Source organism: Mycobacterium sp. E3251 (assembly GCF_001666835.1).
In the GTDB taxonomy this organism is placed as follows: Bacteria; Actinomycetota; Actinomycetes; order Mycobacteriales; family Mycobacteriaceae; genus Mycobacterium.
In genome coordinates this window covers 1-17,790 of record NZ_LZJF01000090.1, presented here as the reverse complement: position 1 = coordinate 17,790, position 17,790 = coordinate 1, and the positions used below count along the sequence as shown (strand labels likewise).

Annotated in this window: 12 protein-coding genes and 2 pseudogenes; 11 read left to right on the top strand and 3 right to left on the bottom strand. The window is 68.6% G+C overall.

From position 1 onward, the window contains the following. Positions 1 to 361, top strand: a pseudogene (locus A5697_RS28060) (hypothetical protein); the annotation flags it as partial. Between the two features lie 48 nt (positions 362 to 409). Here the strand turns inward: A5697_RS28060 and A5697_RS28390 are convergent. Further along, positions 410 to 700: a DUF4333 domain-containing protein gene (locus tag A5697_RS28390; RefSeq protein ID WP_231972055.1), complete on the bottom strand. Its 291-nt coding sequence runs from the start codon at positions 698 to 700 to the stop codon at positions 410 to 412. Between the two features lie 596 nt (positions 701 to 1,296). Here A5697_RS28390 and A5697_RS12225 point away from each other — a divergent pair. Beyond that, positions 1,297 to 2,430 (top strand): helix-turn-helix domain-containing protein, encoded by a 1,134-nt coding sequence (locus A5697_RS12225; protein WP_082974258.1) that lies wholly within the window; start codon positions 1,297 to 1,299, stop codon positions 2,428 to 2,430. A gap of 548 nt (positions 2,431 to 2,978) precedes the next feature. Here A5697_RS12225 and A5697_RS12220 read toward each other — a convergent pair. Then, entirely contained in the window at positions 2,979 to 3,767 is a 789-nt protein-coding gene (locus A5697_RS12220; protein WP_082953357.1) for a sensor domain-containing protein, read from the bottom strand. Between the two features lie 255 nt (positions 3,768 to 4,022). Here A5697_RS12220 and A5697_RS27145 point away from each other — a divergent pair, with 255 nt between their 5' ends. The 4 genes from A5697_RS27145 to A5697_RS12200 all read left to right on the top strand — a co-directional run bounded on the left by A5697_RS27145 (position 4,023) and on the right by A5697_RS12200 (position 9,559). Then, positions 4,023 to 4,928: a sensor domain-containing protein gene (locus A5697_RS27145; RefSeq protein WP_156673269.1), complete on the top strand. Its 906-nt coding sequence runs from the start codon at positions 4,023 to 4,025 to the stop codon at positions 4,926 to 4,928. 149 nt (positions 4,929 to 5,077) lie between these two features. After that, positions 5,078 to 6,349 carry a hypothetical protein gene (locus tag A5697_RS12210; protein WP_082953355.1) on the top strand — a complete coding sequence of 424 codons (1,272 nt, stop codon included), beginning with the start codon at positions 5,078 to 5,080 and terminating at the stop codon, positions 6,347 to 6,349. Positions 6,350 to 6,585: 236 nt separating this feature from the next. Next, positions 6,586 to 7,554: a hypothetical protein gene (locus tag A5697_RS12205; RefSeq protein ID WP_231972054.1), complete on the top strand. Its 969-nt coding sequence runs from the start codon at positions 6,586 to 6,588 to the stop codon at positions 7,552 to 7,554. A 7-nt stretch (positions 7,555 to 7,561) separates the two neighbouring features. Beyond that, complete coding sequence (locus tag A5697_RS12200) at positions 7,562 to 9,559, top strand: serine/threonine-protein kinase (protein ID WP_068010610.1); 1,998 nt, start codon at positions 7,562 to 7,564, stop codon at positions 9,557 to 9,559. Between the two features lie 255 nt (positions 9,560 to 9,814). Here the strand turns inward: A5697_RS12200 and A5697_RS12195 are convergent, their stop codons facing one another. Next, on the bottom strand, positions 9,815 to 10,285 hold the full coding sequence (locus A5697_RS12195) for a DIP1984 family protein (RefSeq protein ID WP_067947812.1): 471 nt from the start codon (positions 10,283 to 10,285) through the stop codon (positions 9,815 to 9,817). 132 nt (positions 10,286 to 10,417) lie between these two features. Between A5697_RS12195 and A5697_RS12190 the strand changes: the two genes are divergently transcribed. The 5 genes and pseudogenes from A5697_RS12190 to A5697_RS12170 form a co-directional block, all read left to right on the top strand. Then, positions 10,418 to 11,323 carry a class I SAM-dependent methyltransferase gene (locus A5697_RS12190; RefSeq protein WP_068010608.1) on the top strand — a complete coding sequence of 302 codons (906 nt, stop codon included), beginning with the start codon at positions 10,418 to 10,420 and terminating at the stop codon, positions 11,321 to 11,323. Between the two features lie 203 nt (positions 11,324 to 11,526). Further along, a complete protein-coding gene (locus tag A5697_RS12185; RefSeq protein WP_068010606.1) occupies positions 11,527 to 13,008 on the top strand; it encodes a PPE family protein in 1,482 nt (493 codons plus the stop codon). Between the two features lie 340 nt (positions 13,009 to 13,348). Continuing rightward, positions 13,349 to 15,202, top strand: a complete 1,854-nt coding sequence (eccA, locus tag A5697_RS12180; protein ID WP_067947826.1) for a type VII secretion AAA-ATPase EccA — start codon at positions 13,349 to 13,351, stop codon at positions 15,200 to 15,202. Beyond that, the gene (eccB, locus tag A5697_RS12175; RefSeq protein WP_068010604.1) at positions 15,199 to 16,797 is read left to right on the top strand and encodes a type VII secretion protein EccB; all 1,599 of its coding nucleotides are present in this window, start codon (positions 15,199 to 15,201) and stop codon (positions 16,795 to 16,797) included. The genes eccA and eccB overlap by 4 nt, the downstream gene beginning before the upstream one ends. Further along, positions 16,794 to 17,790: pseudogene (locus tag A5697_RS12170) on the top strand (type VII secretion protein EccC); the annotation flags it as partial. The gene eccB and the pseudogene A5697_RS12170, both read left to right, overlap by 4 nt.

Genomic DNA, 17,790 nt, shown 5'->3' with positions numbered 1-17,790 from the left:
GGGGGCCGGGGCCGGCTCGAGCGCCAAAAGGAAAGCGCCGGAACCCGATAGCGCCGCCGCCGCGGCGGCCGCCGCGGCGCGGGGACAGGCCAGGGCGCGCCGGCGTAGACGGGCGGCCCAGCGCGACTACGGGGACGAGTTCGCGGACATGAACGTCGACGTCGACCCGGATTGGGGCACCCCCTCGGTCGCATCGGACCGCGGCGCCGGGACGCTCGGCTTTGCCGGGACGGCGCACCGGGCGGCGAGCGGCGAGGCGGCGGGTTTGGCCACGCTTGCCGGTGACGAGTTCGGTGGCGGCCCAACGGTTCCCATGGTTCCCGGCACCTGGGAAGCCGATGCTCGCGGCGACACGCGGTAGGGCGGTGCGCCGAAATGCCCAACCGGTCGGGTTGCCGCCCTTCGCATCTCAGACCTTCGTCCCCTTCGGGGCGCTGACTTCGTAGCCGCCCGTGTCGTCGGTGAAGGTGACCAGGAACTGGTGTTTGAGATGGTCGATGGTGGCCTGGCAGGTGAAGGAGCCACCCTTGGTGACGGTCGGATTTTGTCCGTCGTTGCAGGTGACGTCGCTGACGTTTTTGGCCCCGTAACCCGCTGGGTCGGACAAGACGTGCGCGACGCCGGCCTGCACGGCGGTGACGTCGAGCTGTTTGGTGACGAAAAAGCCCGGAGCCCAGAACCCCGCGACGAGCACGGCCACCGCGCCGACCATGATCGCTGAGCCCAGGTAGAGCGACCGACGTCCGCCGCGTGGAGCGGGCGTCGCCGGCGGCCAGAAGCCCCCACCAGCGGGCCGTTGGTGATGCGGGTAGGGGAATGGCCCGTGCGGGGTCCTTATGGGAATGGGGTGTGGGCGGGGCAGAGGCACGGTGGGCGGATCGACGAAGCGCCCAGGGGGGACGGGCGGCATGCCGGCGGGTCGCTGGGGGCATTGCCGTGGCGCCGGGGGCGGCTGTCGCTGCATCGGATACCTCATCTCCCAAAGCTTGGTGTGGCGTCGGCTGATGCTTGAACTTTAACCGAAGCAGTAGCGGATCGCAACGGTTATAAACGGTGCGCCAGTGACCGAACGCATCTTGGTCGCCACCGGCACAGGCGAGCCGGCGGCGAGGTCGGCCATCCATCGCCGCTGGAACCGGACCCGCTGAGCTGCGCGGAATTGCTGTAAGAAGGCCGCATACGAGACGGGCCGCGGCATTTCTTCCAGCCGAGTGCACACAAAGCAGATGTAGCATCATCAGCAATGCATTGGGTCCTACCGCAGCAGTGAACCCACGCGGGAGCGAGGAGCGACAATTGACGTCCGGCCAACCGACGACCGCGCTGACCGTACGGGTCGGGCATGCGACGCACACGCTGTACCCCGGGGCCGGCGTCGCCGTCATCGGTAGGGACGCCGGGGCCGCGGTTCAGGTAGACGACGAGAGGGTCGCGGGGTGGCACGTCCGGCTCGAACCGCACGGCAACGACTGGCAGGCCTTCGACACCAGTGGCAATGGGATGTTCGTCGACGGAATCCGCCGCAATTCGGTGTTGATCACCGGCGTCACCACCATCTGTCTGGGGGCGCCTGACGGGGCAGCCGTGACCCTGATCCCGCAGCGCCCGTCGGAAGTGACGCGCGAGGAGCCGACCCAGGTGGTGCGCCCGTTCGAAGCCGATGACGAACAATGGTGGGAGGGCCAAAGCGACCCCGGCGTCGTACGCGCCGGCAGCGCGGTCGCCGAGCGCCGCCAGCAGCTGGGCATCTCCCAGCGCAGCCTGGACCGCGACGGAATCATCAACGCGGGCGCTCTCATCAACTTCGAGAAGGGCCGCAGCTGGCCGCGTCGCTCGACGCTGGAGCGGCTGGAGAAGGTGCTGGAATGGCCGACGGGCCACATCACGCGCATCCGGCGCGGGGCGGTTCCGGTGCCCACCGGCGGCGCCGGCGGAGCCGGGGCACCCGTGGGGGCTCGCCGCGACGAGGCCACCGAGGTATTGGCCGACTCGATTCAGGCGCCGCTGATGGCCGAGACGGTGGAACTGGCCATGCACACCCTCATCACCGCCGTCTCAGGATTGCCCGAGCCGACCGATCCCGATTTCACCCCCAGGGCCACCAATATCCTGGCCGATCTGCGCAAGCTCGAGAGGCTGGCATCGAGCGCTGCCCGCAACGCCAAAGGCAGCCCAGCGGTCATCCTGGCGTTGAGCAGTGTGCGGCGCAGCTATAACGACCTGATGATGCGCGCGGCGCGCTCGCCGGCGGCCACCTTGGGCCAGCGGCTCTACGGCGCCCGTCACCGGGCGGAACTGAGCCTGGAAGAGGCGGCTAATGGCGCGGGACTGCCGGCGTCCGTCCTCGAAGATGCCGAATCGGAGCGCATCATCGCCCCCGAGGCCGCCCGGGCCATCGAAAACCTCATCGCGCAGCTCTCGATCGGTTGACGCGCCGCAGTGCGACCGGCGCGCGGATTATCCGCGTGTCGCGGGGGGCGGCGCCGGGGATTGCGTCCAGGGAGCCGGGCGTGCGGCGCCGAAGGCTTGGGCGGCCTCGCGTCGCAAAGTCTTTCGTGCATTGTGGTTTTCGATTAAGGCAAACCAGTTCCAGCCCAAGACGGAGGCCAAACTCCACCAACCGGCGAGCAGATTATGCAATAGAGCGTCGTGCAGTGCCGCTTCGCACTGGGCAAAAGTTCCTGTGACGGTATAGGTCTGGTTGAACATCAGGATGATCGCGCCGGTGTGTTTCCTGATCCGTACCCGGAAGAGCGGTTGGTTGCCGGTGGGGCGCGGGGGTGGGTAGCCGGCGCGCGGCCCCCAGTGCGTCGGCGCGTGTGCGGGTCCGTGGACAGGCCACGCGGCCGGGGGATAGGACTGAGCGTACCCGTAGGGCTGCTGGTAGTGGGGTTGTGGCTGGGGCATGGCTACTCCGTAATAGGTTGGGGAAGTGGGGGTTTCACGAATTCTTGCTAAGGGCGGTCGGGAGGGGCGGATCAGGCCTGTGAGATCGCGGCGCTGGTTTTAGCGACGATGTCGCTTGCTTGGCTGGTGGTGTCGAACCCGCACCACAGGGTGTCGATGACGACGTTGTTGACCAGCCCGATGGCGCGTTGGCAGATCGGACCGCGGCCACTGGGCTGGGTTTGAACAATGGCCAGCGAGGTGTCGGTGGCCTGCAGTTCGCCGAGACCCCAGGTGGTTGGGGCGTGACCGGGCGGAGTGACGGTGATGGACCGGTTGGCGCAGCCAGACCAGCTTGTCTTGGACTTACCGAAGAATTGCTGGGCTGAATCGGCGTCACGGAAGCCGACCAGGACCTGCAGCAGCGCATGCTCGCGCGCTACGGCTGTGGCGTCATCGAGTATCTGCCCTTGCACCGCCGTCCAGTTGCTGCCTTGGTAAGCGGTCGCTTCGGCGGGTGCGTAGGTGTCCAGGCAGCCGGGGTTGGAGACCATCTCGTCGTCGTGCCACATTCGCGTCACCGGCTTACGCACCGTCATGCCGGTGGTGTGCGCGATCGCGTTGACGTCGTCTTCCTTCAACAGCAGATCGGCGAGGTGCTGGGGCAGGATCGCGGGCGGTTGCCAGCGGCCGAGGTCCGGGGCGGCCGCGGGGTGCCCGGTGGTGGTGGCGGTGCATCCGCTCAGCGACAGAGCTGAGGCGACCGCGGCGAGGATTGCCCAGCGCACGGCGGGCGCGAAGCGGGGTCGACGCCGGGCGCTGTCCCGATCGGGGGTGCCGCTTATCGGTCCAGCTTGGTGTTGCTGCGAAACAGCCCTCATGTCGGGGTCCTCCTGCCAGTCGTCCGGTATGACGCAGACGCTAGCAGCGAAACCGCAGCAGCGCAACGGTTAGAAACGTTGCATCAGGTGCAGCGCTGTGTTTCAATTCGGTTCATGCAGCACCACCTCGTCATCCCCGAAGGACTCCCGATGCCCCACCACCCGCACTCGCCGACGAACACGACACACCCTGCACCGCGAAACGCCCCGCCGGTACCGCGCGGCGCCTACGGACCTGCGCGGACGGCGCCGGTCGTGGCCGGGCGCGGGGACGAGGTCACCACCGTCTTGCCCCGCCGGCCCTTCGGGTATGCGGGCGCGCCCGGCGCGCCGCCCGGAATGCCCACCTGGGGTCCAAGCCCCGGCTACCGGCCCTCGTCCACCCCGGGGCCCCGACGCGGCCAGCCCACCTGGGCCCGGGTCGCCATCGGGGCCGCAGTCGTGGTCGTCGTGGTGTGTGCGGGTCTGATGATCAACGTCGCCAGCAGCCCCGACGAGAGCTCGACAGTGATGCCCGCGCCCGTCACCTCCGCGCCGCCGATCGACCCGGGCCCGGCACCCCAGGCTCCGACGGTGCCGTTGTCGGCGCTGCCCGGGCTGATGTTGGATGTTGCGACCATCAACAGCATTGAGGGTGCGACAGACATCGCGCCTCAGCCCGACGACAATGGCAAAGACGACTACGCATACAGCGGCGTGAGTACCGACCGCCCCGAATGCAGCGAGATCCACGCTCCGGCAATGGAATCAGAGCTTGACAACAGCGGCTGGATAGGGGTGCGAACGCAGTCCCTGCAGGACCGCGACGGCGCCCGGCACCGCAATCACAGTGCCGCGATTTACTTCGCCACCGCCAAGGCGGCCAACGACTTCGCGGCCAAGCAAGCCCTGGCCTGGCCCAAATGCAATGGCGCCACCCTGCACCTCACGGAACGGGGCTACCCCGGCAGCATCTGGATAGCGGGCACCACCACCAATCATGACGGCATGATCAGCATCACCAACACCCAAGAAGGCGGTGGGGGCTGGCAGTGCCAACGGGCTTTGACCGCACGCAACAACATCGTCATCGACGTGCGCAGCTGCGCTGCGAACCGCACCGATCAAGCGATCACCATCGCCACCAGAATGGCCGAGCGCGTCACCACCCGCTCCGGGTGAGAACGCGAGTGATGCGCCCGGGCAATGATGGGCAAAATCAGTGAACGGATCTGATGCGCTGGTAGTAGCAACTACCATTCTGCTGGTCTGGTCGGGGACGCCACAGGTGGCCGGCAGCGGGCGCCGAAATGAGGGATAGGGGATGGGGGATGGGCACGCGCCGCGCGACCGCTCCCGACGGATCGGCCCGGTTGCTGATCGCCACGGCGGTCGCGGTGATCGCCCTCGGCACCGGCTGCTCGACGGTGGTCACCGGCAGCGCCGTCAAGTCCGGCGGCCCGGCGCCCGCGGCGGCCAACGTGGCGCTGCTCGACCCCGGTAACTACCCGCGTCGACCGCGTCCACCGCTGGGCACCGTTGCCGACGACGCAGCCGGCCGCCGCGTCGAAGCCCAGCGGATGGCAGACATGGTGGCGGGACCCTGGCAGGTCGACGGGACGCTGATCAGTCCACTGAGCGCCGAAATCGCGCCCACCACTGCGCTTCCCGAGCCCGGGCGGTTCTCGGCGCTGGTGCGCGGCGATTCGATCGCCGCGATCGCCGCCGCGCATCGCTTCGTGGCCGGCTTCGTCAGCGGGCGTGTCACCCCGCCGCCTCCACGCGGTCAACCGCCCACTGACAAACCCAAGATCCTGGACAACGGGGTGTTCCGCTTCCCCAGCCCACAGGACGCCACCGACGCCGCCGCGGCCATGGCCGCCGCCGACATGGCCACCGTCCGGCCGGGCGACATCCCGGCCACCCGGTTGTCAATCCCGCACTACCCCAACACAGTTGCCAACGTGGCGCCGCTGTCCGGAGGCTTCGAAGCCGAAGCGTTCACCGCTCACGGCCCGTACGTGTTCTTCCAGTTCGCCGGCTCTAAAGAGAGCGCGGACGCGGTCGCGGACATGATTGCCAAGACCCTGGACCTGCAAGGCCCGCTGGCCGACCACTTCCAAGCCACACCGGTAGACCAGCTGGCCGCCCTGCCCGCCGACCCGACCGGACTGCTGGCCCGCACCGTGCCGGCCACCGATCCCAGCGTCAACCAGGCCGCGGTCTATCCACCGCACGGCGCGCTGCATTTTCGGCCTGATCCCGTGGCGACGCGAGCGATGTACAGCGACGCGGGCATCGGTCACGTCGCCGCCGACCGCACCACCGTCTACGAGGCGGTCGATCCCACCGGCGCCCAGCGGGCTGCCGACGGGCTCGCCCGCATCGACGTGCCCTTCCTGGCCTACCACGCCGCCCCCGGCATCAATGGACTGCCATCGGCGCGTTGCTTCGACCGCGGCCCCGACAGCACGGAGCTGAGCGCAGTGCGCTTTTTATGCATCGCCACTGCCGACCGCTACGCGTTCAAAGCCACTGCCGCGCAAGAGGTCGAGGCGCACCAGATCGTCGCCGCCCAATATCTGATGTTGACAGCGCCATGAGGGGCCGCCTCCGCCTGTGGGCCCTCGCCGCCGCGGTCGCGGCGGCGACGGTGGCTTGCAGTACGACCATTGCGGGGACCGCTGTGAAAGCACCCGGGGCGGACAGTTCCGACGGCGTCGACCTCACCCTGCTCGATGCCGGGAACTTTCCCACCACGCCGCGCCCGCCGCTGGGCGTCGCCGGCGACGCGCTGCGGGGCGGGTGGGCCGAAGGGCGCCGCCTGGCCGGCGCGGTGGTGGGCCCCTGGGAGGTTGACGCCGACCTGATCGACTACGCGCAAATCGATTCCGGCGTGGTCAAAGATACCGACGCGGTCAACGCCCTGCTGGGCAGTCCAATGGGTGAGGGCCTCAACGGCCGCAACCTGGTGGCTGGGTTTTCCGGCTCGCGCCACACCGAAAAAGGCGCCTACAAAGGGCTGCTCAACATCGTATTGGAACTGGGCAGCCCGGCCGATGCGACAGCCGCGGTCGCCGACATGGTCGCCAAAGGCGCAACCTTGACCATGCCCTTCGAAACCAAACCAATTCCCACGCAACCGTTTTCAATCCCGCGTCACCCGGAGACGGCCGCGCTGACCTACCAGTGGACCGCACAATACCCAGCACCCGGCGGTCCACGGTTTTCGGTGACCGCCCTGACCGCCCACGGCCAGTACGTGCTCGCACAAACGGCGACATCGGCCGACAGGGCTGATGTCGCGGCTCAATCGATCGCCACCGCACTGGATTTGCAGCAGCCCTTGATCGACGGCTTCAGGCCGACCCCCCCGGATCAGATAGCACACCTGCCGTTGGATCCCGACGGCCTGATGTCACGCACCGTGCCGCCCCGACAAGAAAACGAGTCGATCAACGACGGCATCTATGACGCGCACGGAGCGCTGCTCTTGGAGGCCGGCGACCCGGTCCACCTACAAGCCTTATTCAAATCCGCCAATGTGCAGCAGGTCGCGTACGTCCTCGAAACCAGGGTCTATCAAACCCCCGACGCCGGGGCGGCGGCGCGCATCGTCGCCGATATGACCGGGCCGCAACAGGTGGGCGGAATCAGCGGTATGCCCAAGGCGAAATGCTTCAACGAAACGCTGGGCTACTGGTGCGTGGCCCGCGCGGATCGCTACGCCTACGAGATGCAAAGCGAGCAAGAGAACGCGCTGCATCAGATGATGGCCGCCCAATATCGCCTGCTGACCGGGAAATGAGCCCCTAATGCCTCTTGCGGTCGGAACCGTTATCGCCGGATACCGCATCGAGGGCGTGCTGGGCTCGGGTGGCATGGGCACGGTCTATCTGGCCCGGCACCCCACGCTGCCCCGCAACGACGCTCTGAAGATCCTGTCCGCCGAGCTGTCTGTGGACCGCCAATTCAGAGTCCGGTTCACCCGCGAGGCCGACCTGGCCGCCACGCTGAACCACCCCAACATCGTGCGGGTGTACAACCGCGGCGAAACCGACGACGGACAGCTGTGGATTGCCATGGAGTACGTCGAAGGTACCGCCGCCAACGATTTGGACCGCGCCAACCTCACCGGAACCCGCATCGTGCGCATCATCACCGACGTCGCCGCCGCACTCGACTACGCCCACTCGCGGAGGGTATTGCACCGGGACATCAAGCCTGGCAACTTCTTGGTCTCCGCGCCGGGCACCGACCACGAACGGGTGTTGTTGGCAGACTTCGGCATTGCCCGCGCCCTCGATGACGCCACAAGTTTGACCGCGACGGGCTCCATGGTCGGCACCGCTGCGTATGCGGCCCCGGAAACCATCGAGGGCCGGCCGGCGGACCACCGCAGCGACATCTATTCGCTGGGATGCGCTCTGTTTCGGCTGCTGACCAGCCGCACGCCCTACGAGGACAACTCCTTGTCGGCGATGTTGGCCGGACACCTGATGCGGCCCGTGCCGCGCCCCAGCGAAATCAATCCCACCCTGACGCCCGCGATCGACGACGTGATCGCCCGCGCGCTGGCCAAGGATCCCGACCAGCGCTTCCAAACCGCTGGCGCGCTGGCCGTCGCCACCGCCGCCGCGCTGACCAACAGTTCCGCGCCGGCTCCGATCGCCGGGCCACCCGCAAGCAACCCGACCAATCCCACCGTGACCTATCCACCGACCGTCCCGCCCAGCCCGGCGGCCTTCGGCCCGGTGTGGGACCCGAAATACGCTGCGCACCAGCAATTCTCAAGCGCTCCTCCCTCGCCGCCCCCAGTCGGCCCGCCCGATTCTGTAGGGAAAGCCAAGCGCCGCAAACGCACTCGCCTCGTCGTCGCCGCGACAGCCCTTGTTGCCGTGCTGGTCGCGGCAATCGTGTTGGGAATTCACCTGTTCGGCCGCACCGGCGGTAGCTTGGGTCCTTATCAGCCACAGACCCTCAACACGAAGTTCGGCACCATCAAACTGCAGCACCGGCCGGTGGCTATCGCCGCACTGGGCCCCGGCGATCCAGACGCGGTCCTTTCACTTGGTGTCCAACCCGTCCTGATGAACGCCGCCAACGCGACCGTGCCGACCTGGTTACAACCGTTGATCCACTCATCGCCACCGGTGTTCGCCGCGGCCGATACCGGCGCCATCACCGCGGCGAAACCCGACCTCATCATCGACACCGGCGATATCGACCAGCCCACCTACAACTCCTTGGCGGCCGTCGCACCCACCCTCGCCCAACCTGCCGACAACCCCGAAGGCTGGACCTGGCAGACGCAGCTGAACTGGATCGCCACCGCCCTCGGTCGCACCGAGGCAGCCAAAGACTTGCTCGACAAGACGCAATCCGAGCAGAACACGATCCGTTCCGAGCATCGGGCCTTTTCCGGCAAATCCATCGTCGTGGTCAACTACACCGGCACCGCCACGACCGCCGCCGCGACCCCATCGCCGCCGAGCGGCTACCTGGAAAGCATCGGCTTCACCTACAACACTCAGTACAAGCGCAGCCCAGGTGGCCCGGCACAAGTCCCGTTCGACATCAACGACGTCGCCTATGACGCTCAACGCAGCGACGTCATGCTCTTGCTGCGCACCGACCCCGCTGCGGGCGGCGGGGGATACGCCGGCCTGCCCGCCAGATACGGCAGTTTCGGCGGCACCCTCGTGATCGTCGACGACCCCGCCACCATCGCCGCGCTCAACGCCGGCGGCCCCACGGCCACCAGCTACCTCAACACCGCGCTGGTCACCAAGCTCGGCAACCAAATCCGCTGACGATGCAGACCGCGGCCAACGTCCGCGTTCGAACCGCTGGGTGTATGCCCCGTGCCCACCCTCGCCGTCACGGATCCACACGCGGTGATGTGCTGTGAGCTGTGCCCTGTCACCTGTGCGCAATGCGGGGCTGCGGTGTGAGGAGGGAGTCGAACCCTCTGCACTGCCCTCCGTGCGCCAGGAGAGGCCGGACTTGACCCGCCGGCCAGGGCTCGTGCGCGCCTCCGCGACGCCTACCTGCTACACCCGGGTTCATTACTCCAACAGGTCTACCTCCCAGTTCGATCGCTGGATCCGCACGTCGAGCTCACGAAGCTCACGAGCCACCTGATCGGCTTGAGCACGCACATCGGCAACGGTCAAGGCGGACAACATCTTTAGCTCAGAACGCAATTGTCGAGAATAACCCTGCTGGTTGATCCCGGCGGCCGCGTCCGCTGCGCTCTTGAGAACGTGGTGACGCCAGCGCAGCGCGTCACGGCGGGCCAACGCATCGGTCAGCGTGCCGTCTGTGCCGATCGTTGTCGCCGCATTCGTGCGATTGATTCGCCGGATCAAGGCTTCGTACTCGACGAGCACGCCCTCGACTTCAGTGAGCAGTGCTGCCGCATCCTCGGCGGGTTCTTCGCCCTCCTGATAGCGGGCATTGCTCACAATGCGTGTGCGCAACTGCTCAATGCGGCGCAACGCATCGGCCCGCAGTGACAACGCCTCGGCCAACTTCACAATGTTCCCTCCGGTGGGTGGCGCAACTGCCTAACCAGGATAGGTCCGGGGGAAGCCTCCCCAGCGGCGATCGTCGACGCTGCCACCAAGCGGCACGGCCGCCCGCCGCCGGGCGCCGGTAATGTCGAATTCATGCGTAGCGAAGGCGATACCTGGGACATCACAACAAGTGTCGGTTCGACGGCGTTATTCGTGGCGACCGCGCGAGCGCTGGAGGCGCAGAAGCCGGATCCGCTGGCCGTCGATCCCTACGCGGAGGTCTTCTGCCGCGCCGTGGGCGGGTGGGCCGCCGACGTCCTGGACGGCAAGCTCCCCGACCACCAGCTGAAGACCCCGGACTGGGGCGCGCACTTCGTCGACTTCCAGGGCGCCCGCACCAAATACTTCGACGAATACTTCCGCCGCGCCGCCGCCGCGGGCGTGCGTCAGGTGGTCATCCTGGCGGCGGGCCTGGACTCGCGGGCCTACCGCCTGGACTGGCCGGCCGGAACGACGATCTTCGAGCTGGACCAGCCGCAGGTCCTCGACTTCAAGCGTCAGGTGCTCGCGGACCACGGCGCGCAACCGAAGGCCGAGCGCCGCGAGATCGCGGTGGACCTACGGGACGACTGGGCGCGAGCGCTGCGCGACAGCGGTTTTGATCCCGCCAAGCCGTCGGCATGGATCGCCGAAGGCCTGCTCATCTACCTCCCGGCCGCCGCGGAGGCGCAGCTGTTCACCGGCATCGACGACCTGGCCGCCGCGGGCAGCCACGTCGCCGTCGAGGACGGTGCCCCGCTCGACCAGGACGAGTTCGAGGCCAAACGCGAGGAAGAACGGGCCGCGATGGCCGCCGGCGCGGAGCGGCCCTTCTATCAGCTCGTCTACAACGAGCGGATCGCGCCCGCCACCGAATGGTTCGGCGACCGGGGCTGGAGCGCGGTCGGCACCCCGCTGGCCGACTTCCTTCGGGAAAACGGCCGGCCGGTGCCCGGACCCGACTCGGATGCCGGGTCGATGGTCTCGCGTAACACCCTGATGAGCGCCGTCAAGGGCTGAGCGCCGGGGGCCGGGAGCCGCCGGGCTTTCAATGACTTTTCCATGAGTTGAGCGCCCGCCGGAACTTTTGCGCGCCGCGCCCCGACTACTACCGGGCTCATCCGTGCGTCGCCCAACAGCCCGGACGACGTCGCTCTCAGCCCGGCGAGGAGTCCTGGCATGCCGCTACGCGCATTGATAGACGGCTCGGCTGGTAGCCGACGATGACCGCGCCGGTCTGGATGGCTTCCCCGCCGGAGGTCCATTCGGCTCAGCTGAGCAGCGGTCCCGGCCCGGCGGGCCTGCTGGCCGCCTCGGCGGCGTGGGGTTCGCTGAGCACGACCTACGCGTCGGCGGCGGACGAGCTGTCCGCGACCCTGGCCGCGACGCAGGCCGGCGCCTGGGAGGGGCCCACCGCCGAGCAGTACGCGGCCGCCCATGCGCCCTACCTGGCCTGGCTGATGCGGGCCAGCACCGACAGCGCGGCGGCCGCCGCCCGGCACGAGACCGCGGCCACGGCCTACACGGCGGCGCTGGCCGCCATGCCGACGCTGCCGGAACTGGCCGCCAACCACACGATCCACGGCGCCTTGGTGGCGACGAACTTCTTCGGCGTCAACACCATTCCGATCGCGGTCAACGAGGCGGACTACGCGCGGATGTGGGTACAGGCGGCCACCACGATGTCCACATACCAAGCGGTCTCGACCGCCGCGGTGGCGTCGGCGCCGCAGACCGGGCCCGCGCCACAGATCGTGCAGGCCACCAACGGCGGCCAAGACAGTGACGACGACGGAATCGTCGACAACGACGGCGGTAACCCATACCAGCTGAGCTGGTGGATCAACCGATTCACCGAGATTTTCCAGACCATCGCAAGAGATTTGGCGGAGTTTCCCACGGACCCGGCCGACGCAATCGAGGATTTGATACAAGACATTTTCGGGCCGGCCGGACTAATCGCCGACGAGTTCACCCACGTGGGCGAGGCCCTTCAGGCGTTCCCACAGCTTGCCGCCGTTCCGTTCATCGTGCCGGGTGGACTTGCGGGGGGGATAGCAGGTTTGAGTCTGATGGCCGGAATCCAACCGGCCCCTGCTCCCGTCGCCGGGCCGGTACCGGTGGCCCCTGCACCTATTGCGCCCGTCGGCAGCGGCGCTCCGGTCGTTGCGAGCGCCGCCCCGGCCACGGCGCCGGCGCCGTCTTCTCCCCCGACGTCGGCGGCGCCATCACCCGCGCCGGCCCCGGCCCCGGCAACCGCAGCTCCCTCGCCGCCACCGGCCACCGGCGGAGAGGGAGCCGCCTTCCCCTACCTGGTCGGCGGGCCGACCGCGGGTTTCGGCTCGGGGGCCACCGCCGGTGCGCAACGCAAGGCGCCGGAGCCCGATGCGGTCGCGGCCGCCGCTGCGGCATCGGCATCGGCGCGGGAAGCCCAGCGGGCTAGGCGGCGGCGCCGGGCGGCGATGAAAGACCGCTACCGCGGCTACGAGTTCGTGGACCTGGAGCCGGATGGCGACGCAGCGGAGGATCCGCTCGACGACGCGTGGTCGTCCGTCGCATCGGAGCGCGGCGCCGGGCCGCTGGGTTTCGCCGGGACGGCGCGCAAGGGCGGCGCCGACGCGACGGGCCTGGCGACGCTGGACGGCGACGGGTTCGGCGGCGGCCCGACACTGCCCATGCTGCCGGGCTCTTGGGAGCCGGATTAGCGGGGCGCCCGCTCCAGGCCGGAACTTTTCAGGGGTGGCGTACGACTACTGGCTTGTCCGGCGACCGGCGCGGCGGGGGACCCCCAAAGATTGATAATGAAAATGATTTTCGATAAGCTCGGCCGCCTAGAAGGCGCTGACAACGGCCTGCCAACCTGCAGCGGCGGCAGATCAACCGTAATTGCGGCCGATTCTGCTGGTGAGCACCCTCATTAGCGGCATCGAACGGGGAGTGGAGTGGTGAGTCGGACGGGCGCTCGTGCCTCGACACTTAGCTTATGCAATGCTAACTTCAGGCGGGTCAAGTTAGGGGAGGCTACACAAATGGAAAGACGTGGCCGTGGAACTCGGTGACACCGGCGTGCTGGCGGCTCAACCCGTCAATTCTCGAGCGGACGTCAGGGTGGACGGCGACGTCGTGAGCCGGTTCGCCACCTGCTGCCGCGCCCTCGGCATCTCCGTGTACCAACGCCAGCGCCCGGCCGACCTCGCAGCCGCGCGTTCCGGCTTCACCGCGCTGACCCGCATCGCCCACGACCAGTGCGACGCCTGGACCGGGCTGGCGGCCGCCGGCGATGTGTCCCTGCGGGTGCTGGAGGCGGTGTCGCAGACTGCGATCACCGCCGGTACGTTGCAGCGCAAGGTGGACCTGACGCCCGGGGCGCTCGGGTTCCGCTACGACACCGGACTGTATCTGCAGTTCCGCGCCGCCACCTCCGACGACTTCCACCTCGCTTACGCGGCGGCCCTGGCCACGGCCGGACGGTTCGCCGAGGCCGACCAGATCGTCACCGGCCTGACCGCGCGGCGCCCCAACTGGCGCGAAGCCCGATGGGTTGCCGTCGTCATCCACTACCGCGCCGAGCGGTGGTCGGACGTGGTCAAGTTGCTGACGCCGGTCGTCAACGACGCCGACCTCGACGAGGCCTTCTCCCACGCGGCCAAGATCGCCCTGGGCACCGCGCTGGCGCGGCTGGGCATGTTCGCGCCGGCGCTGTCGTACCTCGAGGAGCCCGACGGTCCCGTCTCGGTGGCGGCGGTCGACGGGACGCTCGCCAAGGCGCTCGTGCTGCGCGCGCACGTCGACGAGGAGTCGGCGAGCGAAGTGCTGCAGGACCTGTATGCGGCCCACCCGGAAAACGACCAGGTCGAACAGGCCCTGTCCGACACCAGCTTTGGGATCGTGACCACCACCGCGGCCCGGATCGAGGCGCGCACCGACCCCTGGGACCCGGAAACCGAGCCCAGCGCGGAGGACTTCGTCGACCCGGCCGCCCACGAGCGCAAGTCCGTGTTGCTGCACGAGGCCGAGCTCCAGCTCGCCGAATTCATCGGCCTGGACGAGGTCAAGAACCAGGTGTCCCGGCTGAAGAGCTCGGTCGCCATGGAACTCGTGCGCAAGCAGCGTGGGCTAGCCGTCGCGCAGCGCGCCCACCATCTCGTCTTCGCCGGGCCGCCCGGCACCGGTAAGACCACCATCGCGCGTGTCGTCGCCAAGATCTATTGCGGCCTTGGGCTTCTGAAGCGCGAGAACATCCGAGAGGTGCACCGGGCCGACCTGATCGGCCAGCACATCGGTGAGACCGAGGCCAAGACCAACGCGATCATCGACAGCGCGCTGGACGGGGTGCTCTTCCTCGATGAGGCCTACGCGCTGGTGGCCACGGGCGCCAAGAACGACTTCGGGCTGGTGGCCATCGATACCCTGCTGGCGCGGATGGAGAACGACCGCGACCGGCTGGTGGTCATCATCGCCGGATACCGGGCCGACCTGGACAAGTTCCTGGACACCAACGAGGGCTTGCGTTCCCGGTTCACCCGCAACATCGACTTCCCTTCCTACGCACCGTCGGAGCTCGTCGAGATCGCGACCAAGATGGCCGAACAGCGCGACAGCGTCTTCGAACAGGCCGCGCTCGACCACATGGAGGCGTTGTTCACCAGGCTGGCCACCGAGTCGACGCCGGACGCCAACGGAATCTCGCGGCGCAACCTGGACATCGCGGGTAACGGTCGATTCGTCCGCAACATCGTCGAACGCTCCGAGGAAGAACGAGAATTCCGGCTCGACCATTCGGATCACGCCGGGACGGGAGAATTCAGTGACGAGGAGCTGATGACGATAACCGACCGAGACGTCGAGAACTCGGTGGAGCCGTTGTTGCGTGGCCTCGGGCTGTCGGTGCCGGCATGACGAATCCTGAAGCCGACGAACGGCGTTCGTTCGCCTCGCGAACCCCGGTCAACGACAATCCCGACAAGGTCGAGTATCGCCGCGGGTTCGTCACCCGCCACCAGGTCACCGGCTGGCGCTTCGTGATGCGGCGCATCGCTTCCGGCATCGCCCTGCACGACACCAGGATGCTCGTCGACCCGCTGCGCACCCAGTCGCGCGCGGTGCTGATGGGCGTCGTCCTGCTCGCCACCGGCCTGGCGGGCTGCTTCGTGTTCTCGCTGATTCGGCCCAACGGGACCGCGGGGACCAACGCCGTGCTCGCCGATCGATCGACCGCCGCCCTGTACGTGCGGGTGGGCGACCAGCTGCACCCGGTGCTCAACCTGACGTCGGCCCGCCTGATCGTGGGCAAGCCGGTGAATCCCGCGATGGTGAAAAGCACTGAACTGGACCGGTTTCCGCGCGGCAACCTGATCGGCATTCCCGGCGCGCCGGAACGCATGGTGCAAGACACCACGCGCGACGCCAACTGGACGGTGTGCGACGGCATCGGCGGCACGGCGCACGCCGTGCACAGCACCGGTGTCACTGTGATCGCGGGTCGCCCCGACAGCGGCGGCGCGCGGGCGGCCAAACTCGATGCCAAACAGGCGATCCTGGTCGACAGCGGCAACAGCACCTGGCTGCTCTGGGACGGCAGGCGCAGCCAGATCAACCTGGCCGACCACGCGGTCACCAACGCACTTGGCTTGGGCGTGAACAACTCCGACGTGCCCGCGCCTCGGCCCATCGCGCTGGGGCTGTTCAACGCGATCCCCGAGGCGCCGCCCCTGGCGGCACCGAGCATCCCGAACGCGGGTGCGCCGGCCGGCTTCAGCGTGCCCGCGCCGATCGGAGCGGTCGTGGTGTCCTATGCGCTGGACCAGAATTCGTCGGGCGCGGCGCGCTACTACGCGGTGCTGCCGGACGGCCTGCAGCCCATCTCCCCGGTACTCGCGGCGATCCTGCGCGACACCAACTCCTACGGCCTGGACCAACCGCCGCGGCTGGGTGCCGATGCGGTGGCCAAGCTGCCGGTGTCTCGGATGCTGGACACCGCGCGCTACCCCGACCAGCAGGTCAGCCTCGTCGACGCGGCCAAGGATCCCGTCACGTGCGCCTACTGGAGCAAGCCGGCCGGTGCCGCCACCAGCTCGCTGAGCCTGCTGTCCGGCTCCGCGCTGCCGGTGCCCGAATCGATCCGCACCGTCGACCTGGTCGGCGCCTCAGCGGCAACCGCCACCCGCGTCGCCCTGGCGCCCGGCACCGGCTACTTCGCCCAGACCGTCACCGGCGGCGCGGGCGCGCCCGGCACTGGATCGTTGTTCTGGGTGTCCGACACCGGCGTTCGCTACGGCATCGACAACGAGGCGGAGAACTCGGCCGCCGGGCGTGGCAAAACGGTTGAGGCACTTGGGCTGAGCGAGCCGGCGGTGCCCGTCCCATGGTCGGTGCTGTCACTGTTCGCCAGCGGCCCGGCGCTGTCGCGCGCCGACGCGCTGCTGGCGCACGACGGGCTGGCACCAGACAGCAAGCCCGGCCGCGTGGCATCAGCAGAGGGAGCGCCCCGATGAGCCGACTCATCTTCGAAGCCCGCCGCCGGCTGGCGCCCCCGGTCACCCGCAAGGGCACCATCAACATCGAGGCGCCCCCCGAGCTGCCGCGGGTGATCCCGCCGTCGTTCCTGCGCCGGGCGATGCCCTATGTGCTGGTGATCCTGATCGTGGGCATGGTTGTCGCCCTGTTCGCCACCGGGATGCGGCTGATCTCTCCGCAGACGCTGTTCTTCCCGTTCGTGTTGCTGCTCGCGGCCACTGCGATGTATCGCGGCAACGACAACAAGACGCGCACCGAGGAGGTCGACGCGGAACGCGCCGACTACCTGCGCTACCTGTCGGTGGTCCGCGACAACATCCGCACCCACGCCGCCCAGCAGCGGGCGGCGGCCGAGTGGTCGCACCCCGAGCCGAGGGCCTTGGCGAGCGTGCCGGGTTCGCGCCGGCAGTGGGAGCGTGACCCGCACGACCCGGACTTCCTGGTGTTGCGGGCCGGCCGCCACCAGGTACCACTGAGCACCGCGCTGCGGGTGAACGACACCGCGGACGAGATCGACCTGGAACCGGTGTCGCACAGCGCATTACGCAGCCTGCTGGACACCCACCGCATCGTGCGGGACGTGCCGACCGGAATCGACCTGACGAAGGTCTCGCGGATCACGGTCCTGGGTGAGGCGGAGGACGCGCGGGCGGCGATGCGCGCCTGGATCGCCCAGGCGGTGACGTGGCACGACCCGACGGTGCTGGGGGTGGCGCTGGTCGCCCGCGACCTGGAGGGCCCCGACTGGTCGTGGCTGAAATGGCTTCCACACGTTGATGTTCCGGGCGAGCTCGACGGTGTCGGGCTGGCTCGGCTCCTGACGACCAATCCCGACGAGCTCGTCTTGCTGCTGGGCCCCGCGTTCGTCGACCGCCCGGCGTTCACCGGCGCGCCCGCCGACGCGCAGGATCGGCTTCTCCGGATCCGAGTACTGCTCGCGGTGCGGTGGTTTCGTACAGCGGTGCACGACG

What these genes read in the sequence shown, in the direction of transcription:
- A5697_RS12220 (WP_082953357.1), bottom strand. Translation starts at nt 3,767, where the DNA reads ATGAGGGCTGTTTCGCAGCAACACCAAGCTGGACCGATAAGCGGCACC.
- A5697_RS12210 (WP_082953355.1), top strand. Translation starts at nt 5,078, where the DNA reads ATGGGCACGCGCCGCGCGACCGCTCCCGACGGATCGGCCCGGTTGCTG.
- A5697_RS12200 (WP_068010610.1), top strand. Translation starts at nt 7,562, where the DNA reads ATGCCTCTTGCGGTCGGAACCGTTATCGCCGGATACCGCATCGAGGGC.
- A5697_RS12190 (WP_068010608.1), top strand. Translation starts at nt 10,418, where the DNA reads ATGCGTAGCGAAGGCGATACCTGGGACATCACAACAAGTGTCGGTTCG.
- A5697_RS12185 (WP_068010606.1), top strand. Translation starts at nt 11,527, where the DNA reads ATGACCGCGCCGGTCTGGATGGCTTCCCCGCCGGAGGTCCATTCGGCT.
- eccB (WP_068010604.1), top strand. Translation starts at nt 15,199, where the DNA reads ATGACGAATCCTGAAGCCGACGAACGGCGTTCGTTCGCCTCGCGAACC.